This window comes from Chryseobacterium sp. ON_d1 (genome assembly GCF_006829085.1).
Lineage (GTDB): Bacteria > Bacteroidota > Bacteroidia > Flavobacteriales > Weeksellaceae > Chryseobacterium.
The window spans coordinates 44,097-60,915 of record NZ_BJTC01000006.1; the positions used below are offsets into that span (position 1 = coordinate 44,097).

A 16,819-nucleotide genomic window follows, 5' to 3' on the forward strand; every position below is an offset into this window, starting at 1 on the left:
ATAAAACTACTCTATTTTCTGGAGTAGTTTTTTTTTGAAATTATAAACATAGAAATAGCTTTTATTATCAAATAAAACTATTTTATCCTGAAAGTTATCCCTTGAAACCTGAAAAGGATACCATGAGCTTTTTTCAACTTCTATCTTATCTGATATGCATTCACTATCACCATCAAAGTAGGTAAATATATTGGGAGTATGAAAAATCAGAAAGAAATCTGAGTAAGCAGAATCCACATAGTATTTGAAATCTTCAATTTCAAAATCATTCATTACAAATTCCGGATAATTACTACCTGTTGGAGAGCTATTATCAATTCCAAACATAAATTTCCCGTTTTTCCATGAAATTTTAGTTCTTAAAAATCCGTTGTTCAATAATTCAATATTGTTATTAATAACTTCATCCACTAATTTCGATTGTGCTTTACAGATCTTTCTAATAAAATCCTCAGAATTAACAGATATTATCAGCTTTGCTTCTCCATAATAGTAATCTGCAGGAATATACTTTTGATTAAGTTTCTTCCGATTCAGAATAGAATACTATATTGAGAGTTATTGTTTTCCAAAATAAAAGCTTTTGATTAATATCATGAGAATAGTAAGTTTTTCTTTCAATCATAATCGTATCAGAACATCCTAATTTTTCAGCGATAAGCTTAGATAGCCTTCCAACAACCTGCATTTTTAGCTCTTCTGACTCAATCGTTTTGGGATTAAAATTAAATCCTGATGTAAAATAAGTTTTTATATTTCCGAAGTTTCCTATCCTTACTTTAGGTTTATGTGCTTCTACAAAGTTTGATAATACAAGAAATATAAAAAAGAGAATTAACTTTTTCAATGGTATTGTTTTTTAATTGAACGTAAGGTGGATAATTTATTTCAAACTCAATATTGTATTAATTTTCTGAAAAAATGTAACAATTTTTGTAACATTTAAAGCATATTGTCTACTAACTGTTTAGATTAAAACCGTATTGATGCTGTTAAAAGTTTAGAATACCTTTGCTGCAAACTCATTTATTTATGAATACAAGAATTGTTTTCAATTTTCTGGCTGTTTTTTTATATTGTCTGTTTTCCGCACAGACCTATGAAATCCAGTACATCAGTTCTTATAACGGAAAAACAATAACGGATCAGCCCTCAACAATAGTCTGGGTCAATGAAAAAGAAAATCTCATTCTCAACAGCTCCATCAAAGAACAAAAAAGCAGCTACCCTTATGAAATCACTAAGGTAGAAAAGCCATCCAACACTATTGTTTCTTATGCTTTTTTAAAACCTGGATCAGTCATTTCTACATCAGATGCTGAATCAGTAGGAAAACAGGATTTTGAACCTACTCATGAAACGAAAAAGATCTTAGGATATAACTGTAAAAAAGCAGTTACAAAGGTCAATTCAAATACCATTGAAATCTGGTACACGAATGATCTGAAGCTAAAAGGAGGACCTTCTGTTTTAGGACAGAATTTAGGACTGGTTCTGGAAGTGGAAAGAAACAAAAATTCTTTAATGACAGCAGGATCTGTCAAAAAAATCAAAAATACCGGGATTGAAAATATTCTGAAAGGAAGTATACAGGCTACAGATCAGTTAGGATATAAAGACCTGCTTTGGAAAAGCAGATTTACTACCCTGAATGTTTTTGACAACGAAACCATCAACTTTTCTGATGCCTCCAGATCAGATGACCAGATAAAAAGATACGCCAACGGAACGGTTATTCTGAAAAAAATAAAATTCCCTGTTATCACTGAGGGAGAAAACATTTTTGTAGAACTGAAGCAACAATCCAACGGAGATGCTTATGACAGAACCGGAACTGTATTCATCATTCCACAGGACAAAGAAAAATCTTTTTTTGATGGATTGGAAAATGGAGTAAAAACACTCCCAACTTATGAAAATGGAAACCGTAAACAATATTACGGGGTAAACGCTACAGACCACTACAGCCCTGCTCTGGAAATGATGAGATTCTTTACGGCGTTTGGAATTCAGAAGTTCAATCATATTCAGCTTAAAGGAAAAACCTGGCAGAACATCAATCCTTACCGGCAGGATATTACAGATCTGAAACCGGCCTTATCAGGAAAAGAACTTTGGGTAGGAACATTTATCGGCAACTATGATAAAGGAGGACATAAAGTAAGCCTTGACATTACGATCCATAAAAGCGATCAGACTGTTAATAAAAACAATGTGGCCATACCGTTATTCAACACTTTAAACATTATGGAAATGGCCGGACAGGACTATTCTACTATGTTCAGTCAGGATAAAGGTCTTCTCGTCAATTTCACTTTAGATAAAGACCTGAAAAACGTACAGCTAAGATATACCACTACGGGACACGGAGGTTGGGAAAACGGAGACGAGTTTGTCCCTAAGGTCAATTCTGTCTTTGTGGATGAAAATCCGGTATTCTCATTTGTTCCCTGGAGAACAGACTGCGGCTCTTACCGTTTATACAATCCGGCTTCAGGAAATTTTCAGGACGGGCTTTCATCATCAGACCTCAGCAGATCAAACTGGTGCCCGGGAACAGTCACCAATCCTAACTTCATTCCCCTGGGAGACTTAAAAGCAGGAAAACATATTATTCAGATAAAAATCCCACAGGGACCTACTGAAGGAACAAGCTTCAGTTCATGGAATGTTTCGGGTACGTTACTTGGAGTCCAATAAAAACAAAACCTTCTTGCATGAGAATTGCAAGAAGGTAAAAACACAAATGATGAAAAAAAATTATTTCGAGCCACAAAGTAAGGGGTAAAATTCATATAATAAATTACCATATATTAATAAATATGTCATTTTTATTTCGTATAGAGATTACCTCAATCCTACTCAAGTGAAAAAAATTAATCAAAAGCATATCAATTTCAACAAATAGTTAAAATTTTTAACTATTAAAAACAATCTAGTTAAAAATTTTCGCTTTTAAATATTTTTTATTGTTATTTATAAACATCACCTTTACTTTTGTTTCATAAATAATAATAAAATTATGTGTGGAATTGTATGTTTATTTGACGCCAAGCAGAAAACTGATATATTAAGACCTCAGGTATTGGAAATGTCAAAGAAAATCCGTCACAGAGGACCGGATTGGAGTGGAGTTTTTCAGGACGAAAAAGTAGTTTTCTCTCATGAAAGACTTGCCATCGTAGATCCTACCTCCGGAAAACAACCTTTATTTACGAAAGACGGAAAAGTAGTATTAGCCGTAAATGGTGAAATCTACAACCATAGAGCATTAAAAGAAGAGTTTCCTGATTATGAATTTCAGACTCAGTCTGACTGTGAGGTAATCCTGGCTCTTTACAAAAAATACGGAAAAAATTTCGTTGAAAAACTGAACGGGATTTTTGCATTTGCATTATATGACACTGAAAATGACGTTTATCTGATTGCCCGTGACCATATGGGAATCTGTCCGCTGTATCAGGGTTGGGACAAAAACGGAAACTACTATGTAGCTTCTGAATTGAAAGCTCTTGAAGGAATCTGTAAAAAGATTGAAACATTTTTACCGGGACATTTCGTATACAGCAAAGACGGCGCCGAACTTCAGCAATGGTACAAAAGAGACTGGGAAAGTTTTGACCATGTAAAGGACAATGAAACTGATATTGAAAAACTGAGAAAGGGTCTTGAAGATGCTGTTCACAGACAACTGATGAGTGATGTTCCTTACGGGGTTCTTCTTTCCGGAGGTTTAGACTCCTCTGTTATTTCAGCCATCACAGCAAAATTTGCACGCCAGAGAATTGAAAGTGGTGACACACAGGAAGCCTGGTATCCGAGACTTCACAGTTTTGCAGTAGGCCTTGTAGGTTCTCCTGATCTGGCAGCTGCCCAAAAAGCTGCAGAACATATAGGATCTGTTCACCATGAAGTTAACTTTACGGTGCAGGAAGGGTTAGATGCTGTACGTGATGTGATTTATCACCTGGAAACCTACGATGTGACAACCATCAGAGCATCCACTCCGATGTATCTTCTGGCAAGGGTGATCAAATCTATGGGAATTAAAATGGTTCTTTCAGGAGAAGGTTCTGATGAATTATTCGGTGGTTATTTATATTTCCACAAAGCGCCCAACGCAAGGGAATTTCATGATGAAACAGTGAGAAAACTGAACAAACTTCACCTTTACGACTGTTTAAGAGCCAATAAAGCGCTGATGAGCTGGGGAATTGAAGGCAGGGTACCTTTCCTTGATAAGGAATTCATGGATGTTGCCATGACTCTTAACCCAAAAGATAAAATGATCAATGCAGCCGAAGGGAAAATTGAAAAATGGGTATTGAGAAAAGCTTTTGAAGACATCCTTCCTGATTCTATTGTCTGGAGACAGAAAGAGCAGTTCTCTGACGGTGTCGGATATTCATGGATCGATACTTTAAAAGAAGTCGCTGAAAAAGAAGTAACAGATGAAATGATGGCCAATGCAAGATTCAGATTCCCGCTGAACACCCCACAAAACAAAGAAGAGTACAGATACAGAACTATTTTTGAAGAACATTTCTCAAGTGAGACAGCTGCGGCTACAGTACCGTCTGTTCCATCAGTAGCCTGTTCCACTCCTATTGCACTGGAATGGGATGAAGCTTTCAAAAAAATGAATGATCCTAGTGGAAGAGCGGTGAAAGTGCATGAAACTTCGTATTAAAGTGGTATATTGATGAATATCCACTAATCAATTCGCTGCACTTGCCTATTTATTGTGGGTTTCGGGATATTTTAACACAGAGTACGCTAAGCTATTGTCTAATATCCAAGAACGATCGCCAGGGCGTTTCACTCAGCAATAGATCAACTGATATCCTGGCTGAACAAAGTGCTCTTGCGAACGAAATATACAAAATGAAATATAAACCTTGCGACTATAGCGCTTATTTCAACTGTTCAATAGTATTAGTTAGCTATTGAAATGTATATTTTTTTATTCAAACCTATAACTCCCTCAGTTATAATTTATCAATCCTGTAGCAATACAGGATTTTTTCTTGAATTAACCATAATAATATAGCATAATTTAACTCACAATCCAAAATAATATCTAATAAATAATTATATTTGGAAAATGAAAATATCAATTATAAAAAAATGAGAAGAAACCTTACTGTTTTGTTTGCTTTATTAGCCATAACTTTTGCTTTTGGACAGGGAAAATATGGCAAATATCTGAATTCAAAGAAGCTTGCTTTAGCTTACAAGAGTGTGAAAGACGCAGATAAAGATGACTACTACCAACAATATTATTGGCTTGTAAAGGCAGAGCAACTGAAAACTTACCCTCACCTTAAAGACATAAAACCTGTTGTTTTATACGAGTTTGTAAAATATGTAAACCCTCAGAACCCAACAAAAAAACTGGATGCCAGAGGTAAAGAATTGAGAGCCACAGCAGAATTATCATTGAATCAATATTTTAAAAACAAGAATTTTGAAAACAATTCTGTTTTAATGTACAACCTTGAAACCTATGTAGATCCTTCAAAAGGCCAGTATTATACTAAGGTTGACCCGGAAAAAATCAAGGAACTTGTACCGAAAGAGTTATTTGCATTCAACTCATTCAACAGAAATATAGGAGAAGAAAAAACGTATTATCTTTGGATTGACAAGAAAAAAGATGATCTGAACATTGTCGATATTATTCCTAGCGAAAAAGAAGATAAAGCTTTCTACACCAGATTAAAACAATACCTTCCCAGTTACAAATTTTCAAAATATGTTCCTTCTGTAAAAAAAGGAAACAAGTCTGACAAAACGGATATCGAATACTATTATATCATGCCGTTTGAGCAGAATACGGATAATATCGAATACAAAACAAAGGATTTCAAAACTTTCACTTTAAGCCAGTACAGAAAAGCCGGTGATGAATGGAAAGGAGTAGAAAAACCCAGAAAATAAATCAAAAAGTCCTGTGAAATTTCACAGGACTTTTTTAATTTTATATGGATTTCTTTATCTAAAGATTTAACTGCTTAAAGCAGGCAGTTTCTTCAACAAAAAAAGTCTGGAAGTTTTTGAACTATCCAGCCTGTAAAAAATGACACAAACAAATACACAACAGACATCCGTAAAGAAAATACTACCCTTAATTCTGGCCACTGCCATTTTTATGCAAATGCTGGATTCTACAATCCTTAATACTTCCCTGCCCGCTATTGCAAAAGATCTGAATGAGTCTCCGCTCAATATGCAGAATGCTATCATCAGCTACGTTCTGACTCTGGCAGTTTTTATGCCTGCCAGCGGATTTCTTGCAGACAGGTTTGGAACAAAAAAAGTGTTTATATTTTCTTTAATATTATTCAGTCTGGGTTCTTTGTTCTGTTCCATGTCTCAGAATCTTACGCATTTAGTAATTTCAAGGGTTATTCAGGGAGTCGGAGGAAGTCTGATGACCCCGGTCGGAAAGCTGGCGCTTATTAAAACCTTTGATAAAAATGAGCTTCTCAAAGCCATGAACTTTGCGATCATTCCTGCCCTTATCGGGCCCGTACTTGGTCCTTTGGTTGGAGGTTATATGGTAGATTACCTTTCATGGCACTGGATATTTCTTATTAATATCCCGATTGGTATTCTGGGAATTCTTCTAGGATTGAAATTCATGCCTGACTATAAGTCTGATGATGTTGATTTTGATTTAAAAGGCTTCCTAATCTTCGCAGCAGCCTCACTCCTGCTTTCTGTATCACTGGAACTTTTTGGAGATATCCAGAATATTACCCCTGTCTTGCTTGTATTTATTATGGGATTCCTGTTCCTGTATTATTATTACAAACATGCAAAAAAAGGAGGAAATCCTATTTTCCCTTTAAACCTTTTTCAGGTAAGAACTTTCCGGGTAGGTATTGTGGGAAACCTTGCCACCAGATTAGGGATCAGCTCTGTTCCTCTATTGCTCCCGTTGATGATTCAGATTGCCTATAAACAGTCTGCTGTAACTTCAGGCTGGATCATTGCCCCTATGGCTTTAACTGCTATCTTCGGGAAATCATATGTCATTAAAATTCTGGATAAGTATGGCTACCGTCAGACTTTAATGGTGAATACGTTCATCATCGGAACCCTGATATGTCTTCTTGCCATTCCTGATATCCACACTTCTCTGTACTGGTTTGTTCCTATCATAGCGATATTAGGTTTTTTCAACTCTATCCAGTTCACTTCCATGAATACTATTTCTATTGCTGACCTTCGGAACTTCCAGACCAGCAGCGGAAACTCTTTACTCTCCGTCAATCAGCAATTAGCGATTGGTTTCGGAATTGCCTTCGGACTGATTGTTTTAAAACTTTTTGAGAATACAGATCTTGTCAAAGGAGAAATCCATAATGCATTCCGTCTCACGTTTCTCACTGTAGGTATATTAACGATTTTATCAGGGCTGGTATTCAGAAGACTGCATATTTCAGATGGGAAGAATATGAAATCGAAGGAGGATTAAATAGAGAAGATTCTAATTCCGGCCACTTACCTTTCACTCTTTAGCTCTCTACGAACTTAACACAGGTCAATGCCTCTCACTTATAACTATGGTAATTTTGTTTACACAAATCAACAATGTGATGGCAACTAAAAAAATAGAAATCGTAGTATCTCCAAAACCTGCACACTTTGTAGGTGATGGATTCAGGGTTCATAACTTCATTCCGGGCGTACCTGGATTGGATATGAAAAGAATGGACCCATTTATCATGCTGGATTACAATTCAAAATTTCATTTCAACGGATCAGACAGACCAAGAGGAGTTGGAGTTCATCCGCACAGAGGTTTTGAAACCGTAACGATAGCATATAGCGGAAAAGTAGAACACCATGACAGTGCCGGCGGTGGCGGTGTTATCGGAGAAGGTGATGTTCAGTGGATGACTGCCGCCAAAGGGGTTTTACATAAAGAATATCATGAAACGGAATGGGCAAAAGAAGGAGGAATCTTTCAGATGGTTCAGCTTTGGGTGAATCTTCCGGCGAAAGACAAAATGAGCTGTCCAAAATATCAGGCCATTGAAAACTCTAAAATGGAAAGGGTTGATCTTGGTGAAAATGGTTTTGTAGAGATCATTGCCGGAGAATATGCCGGTCATAAAGGACCTGCCAGTACCTTTACACCAGTTCACATGATGAATGCCAAACTTAAAGCGGGAGGAAAAGCTGATTTTAGCTTCCCTGCCCATTTCAATACTGCAGCTTTGGTGATTGAGGGGAGCGTTATTATGAATGGTGAGGAAACAGTGAAACAAGATCATTTTGTCCTGTTTAAAAATGAAGGTGAAACATTCAGCATTGAAGCAAAAGAAGACACTGTTGTTCTGATCATCAGTGGTGAGCCTATCAACGAACCGATTTATCCCCACGGCCCTTTTGTCATGAATTCCAGAGAGGAAATCATGCAGGCTTTTGAAGATTTTAATACCGGCAAATTCGGATACCTGGAAGATTAAAAGAATTAAATTTTTCGTAATCTTTAATTATTCCTTTTTTATTAACTTTATATGATGGCAAACCTTACAGGTTTTGGAAACCTGTAAGGTTTAATTGTTATAATAAACCATTTCCTGTTTTACAGGAAACGTGACACCTCTAGCATAAATATTATGAAACCTGAATTTGAAAATATACCTCTTGTAAAAGCAGAAAAAAGATTTGAAATAGAAGTAAGCGGACACTATGCATTCATTGATTATCGGGAAACAATGCACCAGATCTCTTTAATACATACTGAAGCAGATCCTGAACTGGCAGGAACAGGTGCAGCCGCAGCAGTAGTGGAAAAAACACTTCATTATATTGAAGAAAGCGGGAAAAAGCTTCTTCCGTTCTGTCCTTATGTTTTTGCCTTTATCAGAAAACATCCTGAATGGAAGCGTATCGTAGATAAGAGATTTGAAGGATTTAACAAACTTTAGTCTCCATAAACACTCAATTTATTAAAAACAACATTTAAAAAGTATCACATTATTATGTCAAATATTGGACTTATCATTGAAGAAAAAGCAGCTGATATCGGAAATTTCCTGGTAGGAAGGCTTCTTCCTTTCCGTGAAAAAAGAGCGGTCGGACCTTTTGTTTTTATTGATCATATGGGACCTTCAGAATTAAAAGATTACCAGAATCTTGATGTTCCTCCACATCCGCATATCGGTTTATCTACGTTAACTTATCTGCTGGAAGGTTCTATTTTCCACAGAGACAGCATCGGAAGTGCTATTGAAATAAAACCGGGTGCCGTAAACTGGATGACTGCCGGAAAAGGAGTTGTCCACTCCGAAAGAACGCCTGAATATTTAAGACACAGTGATAAAAGACTTCACGGTTTTCAGATCTGGGTAGGGCTTCCCAAGCATCTCGAGCAGTCTGAACCTACCTTTCATCATATTGAAGCAGATGATATCCCGGTTTGGGAGGAAGACGGCATTCAGTATAAATTAATTGCCGGTGAAGCATTCGGAAGAACATCTCCCGTTCCGGTACACAGCAAATTATTTTTCCTTGAAATCAAAACAAAAGAAGCAAAGAAAATCAGCATCGGAAAAGATCTTTACGGAGAAGCTGCCATGTATGTTCTGGACGGAACAGTGACTACAGACGGAAACTCTTATGGTTCAAAACAGCTGATGATCGCTAAAGACACCAAACTTTGCGAGTTTGATATGAGCGAAAACGGAACAGTTTATCTTTTTGGTGGCGAACCCTTCGATGAAGAGCGCTTTATATTCTGGAATTTTGTTAACTCTGATAAGGAATTGATCGATCAGGCAAAAGTAAACTGGAATGACCAGAATCACGAGGCATTTCCTCTGGTTCCAGGCGACGAAAATGAGTATGTTCCGCTTCCTAAGGCTATTCTAAACAGAAAATAACTTCAGTTCGATTTACGACCATGAAAATATTAGCATTTGCAGGAAGTACATCTTCCACATCTATCAACAGGGAGCTGGTAAAATTTGTTCTGAAAGATTTTCAGGATGAAGAGATCAATCTGATTGACCTCAACGATTTCACCATGCCCGTTTTTTCTGTAGATCTTGAAAAGAAAGGTTTTCCTGATCAGGCACATCAGTTTTTAAAAGCTATTGAGGAATGCGATGTGATTATCTGTTCTCTTGCGGAGCATAACCGCTCTTACAGCGCAGCTTTTAAAAATGTTTTTGACTGGGCTTCAAGGATTAACGTAAAAGTATTCCAGAACAAACCAATGCTTCTGATGAGTACCTCCCCCGGAGGGTATGGCGGCGGAAATGTAATGAATACTGCGAAAACCTTTTTTCCTCAGTTTGCGGCAGATATTAAAGACACTTTTTCATTACCAAAATTCTATGAAAACTTTGATCTTGAAAGCGGAGTCATCAATCCGGAAATGCTGAATGATCTGAAAGGTAAAATACAGAATTTTAAAAATCAGATAAAAACGAATGACTAAGGGAAGACTGGAGGCTTTCAGTGACGGTGTCCTTGCTATTATCATCACCATTATGGTACTTGAACTGAAAGTACCGGAAGGAAATAACTGGGCCAGTCTCAAACCTCTCCTTCCTAAGTTTTTGGCTTATATCTTCAGTTTTATTTATGTAGGGATCTACTGGAACAACCATCACCATTTGTTCCAGACCGTAAAAAAAGTAAATGGCAGCATCCTTTGGGCCAATCTTCATCTGTTGTTCTGGCTCTCCCTGATGCCTGTTGCTACAGAATGGATCGGAACTACAGGTTTTGCAAAAAATCCTGTTGCGGTCTATGGTATCGGGCTCATTATGTCAGCAATTGCTTATACGATTCTGGAAAATGTGATCATCCGCTGTGAAGGGGAAGATTCAAAGCTGAAAGAGGCCATTCATTCAAAATATAAAGAATATATCTCCATTGTATTTTATGTCCTGGGAATCGCCACTTCATTTTTTTATCCTTATATTGCCATAGGTTTTTATTATATCGTGGCTCTCATATGGCTGATTCCGGACAGAAGAATCGAAAAATCATTAAAAGAAAATTAATATGGAAACACACGAATATCCCAACGGCGACATCACTGTCATCTGGCAGCCCCAAAAGTGTATCCACTCGGCTGTATGTGTAAAATTACTTCCGAAAGTCTACAATCCCAAAGAAAGACCCTGGATAAAAGCGGAAAATGCAAGCCCGGAAGAACTTAGAAAGCAGATAGACCAATGCCCTTCCGGTGCATTAAGTTATAAATTCAACACAGAAAAATAATGGCAGTAACAGTAAAAGCAAGTTTAGGAAAAACAAAATATTATACAGAAGTAACAGCCGGCGAAAATCAGATTATTACTGATGAGCCGATTGATAAAGGCGGGCAGAATAAAGGCTTCAATCCTCTGGAAATTTTGGCAACGTCACTGGCAAGCTGTACAGCAGCTACATTGAGAATGTATATCGAAAGAAAGGAATGGGATGTGGAAAATATCAATGTAGAAGTAGAGCTTGAAAATTTCCCTTTAACAAAAAGAGCCGTCTTCAAAAGAGACATCAGCTTTGAAGGTATTCTGGATGATGAACAGAGAAAAAGGCTGCACACCATTGCAGACGCATGCCCTGTTCATAAAATCTTAACCAACGACATAGAAATATTAACCAAATTCTCATAGTATGATCGATGTAAAACAAAACAACGACGAAAAACACGGAAGTTTTGAAGCTTTCATAGACGGAAGACGTGCAGGAATGATGACGTATACCTGGGCGGGAGAAGAAAGATTTATTATAGACCACACTGAGGTGGAAGAAGCCTACAACGGAAAAGGTGTAGGCAAGGAAATGCTTCTGGCAGCAGTAGATTTTGCCAGAAAGAACGGGAAAAAGATTATTCCTCTTTGCCCTTTCGCAAAGGCAAGTTTCCAGAAAAGTGAGGAACTTCAGGATGTTTTAGTGAATTAACCACTGTTTCCACCCTTACAATACAAACCTTCCAGAATAGATCTGGAAGGTTTTTTATGCCGTTATTTTTATTTTTAATATGAGTTTCTCCCGTAAAAATTGTGTCTGAACTAAATTCACGATTCACGACTGATCTTTTTTATATATTTGCTAAAATTTAAAAATCAGGCATGAATCCAGGAACTATCCTTTTGCTATTTGTTTTCGTCTATTTTATTGGTCTTTTGGTGATTTCTTATTTCACCAGCCGCAACTCTGATAACCAGTCATTTTTTATCGGTAACAAAAAGAGTAAATGGTGGCTCGTAGCATTCGGAATGATCGGAACCAGCTTAAGTGGCGTTACTTTTATTTCAGTTCCGGGAACTGTCGGAAAAATGACCGGCTCCGAATATATCTACGGAGGTTTTGAATACTACATGATGGTCATCGGATTTTTCATAGGATATTTTATCGTTGCAGCCATACTCCTGCCGCTTTATTATAAAATGAATCTGACTTCAATTTACACCTACCTTGGAAAAAGATTCAACGTGGAAGCTCATAAAATAGGCTCGATCTTTTTTATTATTTCAAGAGCAATTGGTGCTACAGCAAGATTATATCTCGTGGTAAACGTTCTACAGATATTTTTACTTGAAGGATTGGGAGTTCCGTTCTGGGTAACTTCACTTGTTCTTTTGCTGATGGTACTTCTGTATACTTTTGAAGGTGGGGTAAAAACGATTGTGATTACGGATACGCTGCAGACCTCTTTTATGATCATCAGTCTTGTGGCATGTATCACTTATATTTTATCAAACCTTAATTTATCTTTTGGTGAAGCATACACGATTCTGGAGCAGAAAAACTATACTCATTTCATCAATTTTGATCCTAATTCCAAAACCTTTTTCCTGAAAACAATTCTGGGAGGAATTTTTATTACGATTGCCATGACCGGACTGGATCAGGAGATGATGCAGAAAAATATTTCTGTGGATAATCTTAAGAACTCCAAGAAAAACATGCTTACGTTTGCAGGAACACTTCTTTTGGTCAACCTTGCCTTCTTATTCCTTGGAGGATTACTGTATCTTTTCGCTATCCAGCATGGTGCTGAATATGGAACCCTGAAATCTGAAACGGTGACGAATATTTTCGGATTTAAAGATGCAACAGGAAATATTAAAAATATAATGGGGGATGATCTTTTTCCAGCTCTATCTCTTCAGGGATACTTCCCGATGGCTATTTCCGTCATTTTCATTATCGGATTAATCTCAGCATTATTCCCTTCTGCTGACGGAGCTTTAACAGCTGTAACAAGCTCATACTGCGTAGATCTATTAAACCTTAACGAGGATAAAACCAAAACTGAAAAAGAGAAGAAACGCCTTCGTATGAAAGTGCATTTAACGTTCACTGTTGTTTTCTTTATTCTGATTATGGTTTTCAAAGCAATGAATGACAAGTCTATTGTTTATCTGATTATGGAAATTGCAGGGTATACTTATGGACCGCTTTTAGGACTTTTTGCCTTTGGAATTTTCACCAAATTTAAGATTTCAAGGAAATATTCTATTCTTACCGTAACGATCTTAGCTCCTGTACTGACGTATTTGATCAATCTGGCTGTAACAACTTACACAGATTACAGAATTGGGGTGGAGCTGATTGTTCTCAATGGATTATTAACCTTTATTGGGTTGTGGCTGGTAAAAGACAGACAACATTTAAGAGTCGTTTAATTCAATCGTAAAAAACATAAAAAGGCTGTTTTCAATTGCGAAAACAGCCTTTTTTATATTTATGGTCAAATGGATTATTCTTTAATCCATTTAATTGTTTTATCTATATTTTTAGATTTAACCTTGATCAGATAGTCACCTTTAATCAGGTGAGATAAGTCAAATGTACCCGTTTTATCATGACTCAGTTTATTATTAGCCTGGCTGAATACCAATTTTCCACTTACGTCATATACGGTAATATCATACACTTCATTTGAGCTGGTAAATTTAATATTCAGAAGTCCTTTGCTTGGATTAGGATATACTGCAAACACATCTTTATTTCCTGTAGTTTCATTCACTCCCAATGTCTGGGTAATGGTAAAATTAACAGGGTTGATGTTATAGAAAACGTTTGTCTCTGCTGCTACCATAATTCTTGCCTGTGTCGTATTTATGTTAGGAATAGTAACCGTCTCAGAACCATCGTTCGGTGTGGAACCCAAGATCAGTGTAGGATAAGTAAGACCTCCGTCTGTTGAAAGATAAATATTGACAGTGGCGGCATTCACCGGAAATGCAGTTGTATTGGCAACATTCCATGTTATGGTCTGGGTAGAGTTCCCTGCCCAGTTTACTGCTGTGGTAGGTGCTGTTACAGTAAATGGTCCTGAATTGCCATCAACAGTAATAATAGCATCATCGTTAGCAACTCCTGCACAACCTGCATTGTTATCCCTTACAGTTAATCTGAACTCCATCGTTCTGGCATAAGTTGGCTTAACTTCACCTTTAGAAACAGTACCATTGATTACATCTGTAAGTTTTGGAAAGTATCTGTAAGGAACTGTTACCGGTACGTATGATCTGAACAGAGGAGCATTTCCTGTAGGGGCATTCCAGTCACCTGCAGGCCCTACATCATTCTGTTCCCAACTGTAAGTAAGTGGATTGTTATCAATATCTGAAGCAGATCCTTCTAATCTGAAGGGAGTGTCTAAAGGAATTGTATAATCCCCACCAGCATTTACAGTAGGAGCAAAATTATTGGAAGGAATAGTCACCTGACATGTTGTTGACTGAACTTTTGTCGTAATAGACTGATATGATTTGGTATGGAAAGTAGGAATACTGTTGGCTGCCAGGTTATTTACACTACCGCAAATTCCTGCGTAAGCCATAATTGTAATTCCACTTCCAGGCTCTACAGCATTGGCTGCGCTGCGATTTCCACCGCCACAGCTTCCTGTAGTTGCATTAAAGGTATGTGGCCCTCCAAACTGATGCCCTACTTCATGGGCAACATAATCAATATCATAAGGATCACCCACTGGATTTGGCGAACCCGTGATTCCTCTTCCTTTATTGGTACTGTTACAGATGACACCTAATCCTGCTAATCCACCACCACCGGTACTGAAGGTGTGCCCGATATCATAATTGGCATTTCCAATCAGTAAATCAATTTGAGTCTGGCTTTCATTGATTAGCGTATTGGCATTATTATTTCCATTAAATGGATCTGTAGCTGCATTTGTAAAAACTACATTAGCTTCATTAGCTACTAATACCAGTCTAGATGCTACCTCCTGCTCATAAACTCCATTGACTCTGTTTACAGAGGTTACAATGGCCGAAAGTGTCTGTGCAACAGTAGGAGTAGCTGAACCAGTTGCTGCCACCGCATATTCACCCGTACAGGCGACTGCCAGTCTGAAAACTCTAATTTGAGTTCCTACGCTTGGACTTACGGTTTTTTGAGCGTTTTTTTTTCCTAATGGAGAATCATCCTCATCTTTTACTCCACAGGTTCTGGGATTTTTATCAATTAAATCACTTTTTCTGTAAATGATATAATTATTCACGTCCATTTTGGCATAAGGATCAATATAAATATCACCAGTGACTACGGATTTTATCTGCGCATGGAATCCAAGCTCGGTAAAATCCAGTTTTATGGTAGCATACTTATCATCAATTCCCTGCCCGGTAAGGGTAACAATCTGAGGAAACTGATTGGCCAATCCCGGAGCCATCACAGAAGACTTCCAGATTCTGAATTTTGCTTTTGTACCATCCGGCATTGGCAGTACAATGATAGGCGCATTGTCTTTACGGTCACTGTCTTTCAGTTCCGGAACGGAATTAAAATAGCTTTTCATCCCGGCCACATCTAAGGTATATGTCAGTGATTTTTCCGGTTGTACAGTTCGGTTTTTAGGATCTGCCTTAATAGACCTTTCGCTGATCACTGTAAAAAAATCCTGAGCCTTACTCAAGGAAACGGATATTACAAATATCCCCAAATAAAATAATTGTTTAATTTTCATATATAATGGTGTGTAATTTATATTAATTCAAACAATAAGGCCAAAAACTAAAAAACAATTAGTTAAAGGATTATAATTCTAATAGTCTGGAATTATAAAATTAGTTAAATTAATCTAATTATCATTTATGAAAATTCAAAAAGTTGCTGTTAATTTGTAAAAAAACAAACGATCCGGTTGGTATAAAGCATTTCACTTCATACAATATTTTTATTTTTTTCTTCATTAAAAGCAACTGATTTTATAGACTTTTGCTTTTTAATTATCTTTGAAGCCAGGATTAAAAACAAAAATTAAAAACCATGAAAAAAATGATCTCAATTTTCATTTTCGCATTAACATTTGGGTTTATGAATGCTCAGGAAAACTTTGAAGTATCGACCTTAAGAATCGGACCATTTAAAGTATTTATGCCAAAGGCTGAGGCTGAAAAAATAGCAGGTATAAAATTGGTGAATTCAAACGGAGAAAAGAAAAATATGGTAAAATATCAGGGTGAAACTATCCAGATTGATCTTTTTGACAATTACATCAATGAAGCCAACCCAAGTGTTCCTTCTATCACTTATATGACAACAACGAGTAAAAAATTTAAGACCAAAAGCGGAATTGGAGTTGGAAATACCCGGGAGGATCTTATCAATGCCTACAAAAATTACCCCAACTTCAGTGTACGTCCGGATTGGGAAAATGACAAACCGGTTAAAGATTCCGGTTATTTCAATATTGAAGACAGCCAAGCGGGAACGCTTCTAAGCTTTAAGTTTGTTAATAATATTGTTACTGAAATTTCCGTTTACCTCAATGAAGGCTGCTAAAGCGGAGCATTAAATAAATCTTACA

Annotated in this window: 17 protein-coding genes; 14 read left to right on the plus strand and 3 right to left on the minus strand. The window is 37.0% G+C overall.

Annotation, left to right across the window (positions count from 1 at the left end; all coding sequences use genetic code 11):
• Positions 1-6: 6 nt before the first annotated feature.
• Positions 7-411, minus strand: a complete 405-nt coding sequence (locus tag CRS_RS10650) for a hypothetical protein (RefSeq protein ID WP_142724053.1) — start codon at positions 409-411, stop codon at positions 7-9.
• A 106-nt stretch (positions 412-517) separates the two neighbouring features.
• Entirely contained in the window at positions 518-847 is a 330-nt protein-coding gene (locus CRS_RS10655) for a hypothetical protein (RefSeq protein WP_142724054.1), read from the minus strand.
• A gap of 185 nt (positions 848-1,032) precedes the next feature.
• On the opposite strand from CRS_RS10655, the gene CRS_RS10660 reads away from it, so the two are divergent.
• The 13 genes from CRS_RS10660 to CRS_RS10720 all read left to right on the plus strand — a co-directional run bounded on the left by CRS_RS10660 (position 1,033) and on the right by CRS_RS10720 (position 13,664).
• Positions 1,033-2,700 (plus strand): GLPGLI family protein, encoded by a 1,668-nt coding sequence (locus tag CRS_RS10660; protein ID WP_142724055.1) that lies wholly within the window; start codon positions 1,033-1,035, stop codon positions 2,698-2,700.
• 322 nt (positions 2,701-3,022) lie between these two features.
• Complete coding sequence (gene asnB / locus CRS_RS10665; protein WP_142724056.1) at positions 3,023-4,690, plus strand: asparagine synthase B; 1,668 nt, start codon at positions 3,023-3,025, stop codon at positions 4,688-4,690.
• Positions 4,691-5,127: 437 nt separating this feature from the next.
• Positions 5,128-5,940, plus strand: a complete 813-nt coding sequence (locus CRS_RS10670; protein ID WP_142724057.1) for a hypothetical protein — start codon at positions 5,128-5,130, stop codon at positions 5,938-5,940.
• 139 nt (positions 5,941-6,079) lie between these two features.
• Positions 6,080-7,483, plus strand: coding sequence for an MFS transporter (locus CRS_RS10675; RefSeq protein ID WP_142724058.1), 1,404 nt, complete (start codon positions 6,080-6,082; stop codon positions 7,481-7,483).
• Positions 7,484-7,604: 121 nt separating this feature from the next.
• Positions 7,605-8,480, plus strand: coding sequence for a pirin family protein (locus CRS_RS10680; protein WP_142724059.1), 876 nt, complete (start codon positions 7,605-7,607; stop codon positions 8,478-8,480).
• Between the two features lie 153 nt (positions 8,481-8,633).
• Positions 8,634-8,945, plus strand: a complete 312-nt coding sequence (locus CRS_RS10685) for a GNAT family N-acetyltransferase (RefSeq protein WP_142724060.1) — start codon at positions 8,634-8,636, stop codon at positions 8,943-8,945.
• 54 nt (positions 8,946-8,999) lie between these two features.
• Positions 9,000-9,899, plus strand: coding sequence for a pirin family protein (locus CRS_RS10690; RefSeq protein ID WP_142724061.1), 900 nt, complete (start codon positions 9,000-9,002; stop codon positions 9,897-9,899).
• Positions 9,900-9,919: 20 nt separating this feature from the next.
• Entirely contained in the window at positions 9,920-10,459 is a 540-nt protein-coding gene (locus CRS_RS10695; RefSeq protein WP_142724062.1) for an NADPH-dependent FMN reductase, read from the plus strand.
• Positions 10,452-11,030: a TMEM175 family protein gene (locus CRS_RS10700; protein WP_142724063.1), complete on the plus strand. Its 579-nt coding sequence runs from the start codon at positions 10,452-10,454 to the stop codon at positions 11,028-11,030. Before CRS_RS10695 ends, CRS_RS10700 begins: the two co-directional genes overlap by 8 nt.
• Position 11,031: 1 nt before the next feature.
• The gene (locus CRS_RS10705) at positions 11,032-11,250 is read left to right on the plus strand and encodes a (4Fe-4S)-binding protein (protein ID WP_002984416.1); all 219 of its coding nucleotides are present in this window, start codon (positions 11,032-11,034) and stop codon (positions 11,248-11,250) included.
• Complete coding sequence (locus tag CRS_RS10710; RefSeq protein ID WP_002984417.1) at positions 11,250-11,645, plus strand: OsmC family protein; 396 nt, start codon at positions 11,250-11,252, stop codon at positions 11,643-11,645. Before CRS_RS10705 ends, CRS_RS10710 begins: the two co-directional genes overlap by 1 nt.
• Before the next feature lies 1 nt (position 11,646).
• On the plus strand, positions 11,647-11,934 hold the full coding sequence (locus CRS_RS10715) for a GNAT family N-acetyltransferase (RefSeq protein ID WP_172617036.1): 288 nt from the start codon (positions 11,647-11,649) through the stop codon (positions 11,932-11,934).
• Between the two features lie 170 nt (positions 11,935-12,104).
• A complete protein-coding gene (locus tag CRS_RS10720) occupies positions 12,105-13,664 on the plus strand; it encodes a sodium:solute symporter (protein ID WP_142724064.1) in 1,560 nt (519 codons plus the stop codon).
• A gap of 74 nt (positions 13,665-13,738) precedes the next feature.
• Here CRS_RS10720 and CRS_RS10725 read toward each other — a convergent pair whose 3' ends face one another.
• Positions 13,739-15,976, minus strand: a complete 2,238-nt coding sequence (locus tag CRS_RS10725) for a reprolysin-like metallopeptidase (RefSeq protein ID WP_142724065.1) — start codon at positions 15,974-15,976, stop codon at positions 13,739-13,741.
• Between the two features lie 302 nt (positions 15,977-16,278).
• Here CRS_RS10725 and CRS_RS10730 point away from each other — a divergent pair, with 302 nt between their 5' ends.
• Complete coding sequence (locus CRS_RS10730; protein WP_142724066.1) at positions 16,279-16,794, plus strand: hypothetical protein; 516 nt, start codon at positions 16,279-16,281, stop codon at positions 16,792-16,794.
• Positions 16,795-16,819: the final 25 nt, after the last annotated feature.

What these genes read in the sequence shown, in the direction of transcription:
- CRS_RS10660 (WP_142724055.1), top strand. Translation starts at nt 1,033, where the DNA reads ATGAATACAAGAATTGTTTTCAATTTTCTGGCTGTTTTTTTATATTGT.
- asnB (WP_142724056.1), top strand. Translation starts at nt 3,023, where the DNA reads ATGTGTGGAATTGTATGTTTATTTGACGCCAAGCAGAAAACTGATATA.
- CRS_RS10670 (WP_142724057.1), top strand. Translation starts at nt 5,128, where the DNA reads ATGAGAAGAAACCTTACTGTTTTGTTTGCTTTATTAGCCATAACTTTT.
- CRS_RS10675 (WP_142724058.1), top strand. Translation starts at nt 6,080, where the DNA reads ATGACACAAACAAATACACAACAGACATCCGTAAAGAAAATACTACCC.
- CRS_RS10680 (WP_142724059.1), top strand. Translation starts at nt 7,605, where the DNA reads ATGGCAACTAAAAAAATAGAAATCGTAGTATCTCCAAAACCTGCACAC.
- CRS_RS10685 (WP_142724060.1), top strand. Translation starts at nt 8,634, where the DNA reads ATGAAACCTGAATTTGAAAATATACCTCTTGTAAAAGCAGAAAAAAGA.
- CRS_RS10690 (WP_142724061.1), top strand. Translation starts at nt 9,000, where the DNA reads ATGTCAAATATTGGACTTATCATTGAAGAAAAAGCAGCTGATATCGGA.
- CRS_RS10695 (WP_142724062.1), top strand. Translation starts at nt 9,920, where the DNA reads ATGAAAATATTAGCATTTGCAGGAAGTACATCTTCCACATCTATCAAC.
- CRS_RS10700 (WP_142724063.1), top strand. Translation starts at nt 10,452, where the DNA reads ATGACTAAGGGAAGACTGGAGGCTTTCAGTGACGGTGTCCTTGCTATT.
- CRS_RS10705 (WP_002984416.1), top strand. Translation starts at nt 11,032, where the DNA reads ATGGAAACACACGAATATCCCAACGGCGACATCACTGTCATCTGGCAG.
- CRS_RS10710 (WP_002984417.1), top strand. Translation starts at nt 11,250, where the DNA reads ATGGCAGTAACAGTAAAAGCAAGTTTAGGAAAAACAAAATATTATACA.
- CRS_RS10715 (WP_172617036.1), top strand. Translation starts at nt 11,647, where the DNA reads ATGATCGATGTAAAACAAAACAACGACGAAAAACACGGAAGTTTTGAA.
- CRS_RS10720 (WP_142724064.1), top strand. Translation starts at nt 12,105, where the DNA reads ATGAATCCAGGAACTATCCTTTTGCTATTTGTTTTCGTCTATTTTATT.
- CRS_RS10725 (WP_142724065.1), bottom strand. Translation starts at nt 15,976, where the DNA reads ATGAAAATTAAACAATTATTTTATTTGGGGATATTTGTAATATCCGTT.
- CRS_RS10730 (WP_142724066.1), top strand. Translation starts at nt 16,279, where the DNA reads ATGAAAAAAATGATCTCAATTTTCATTTTCGCATTAACATTTGGGTTT.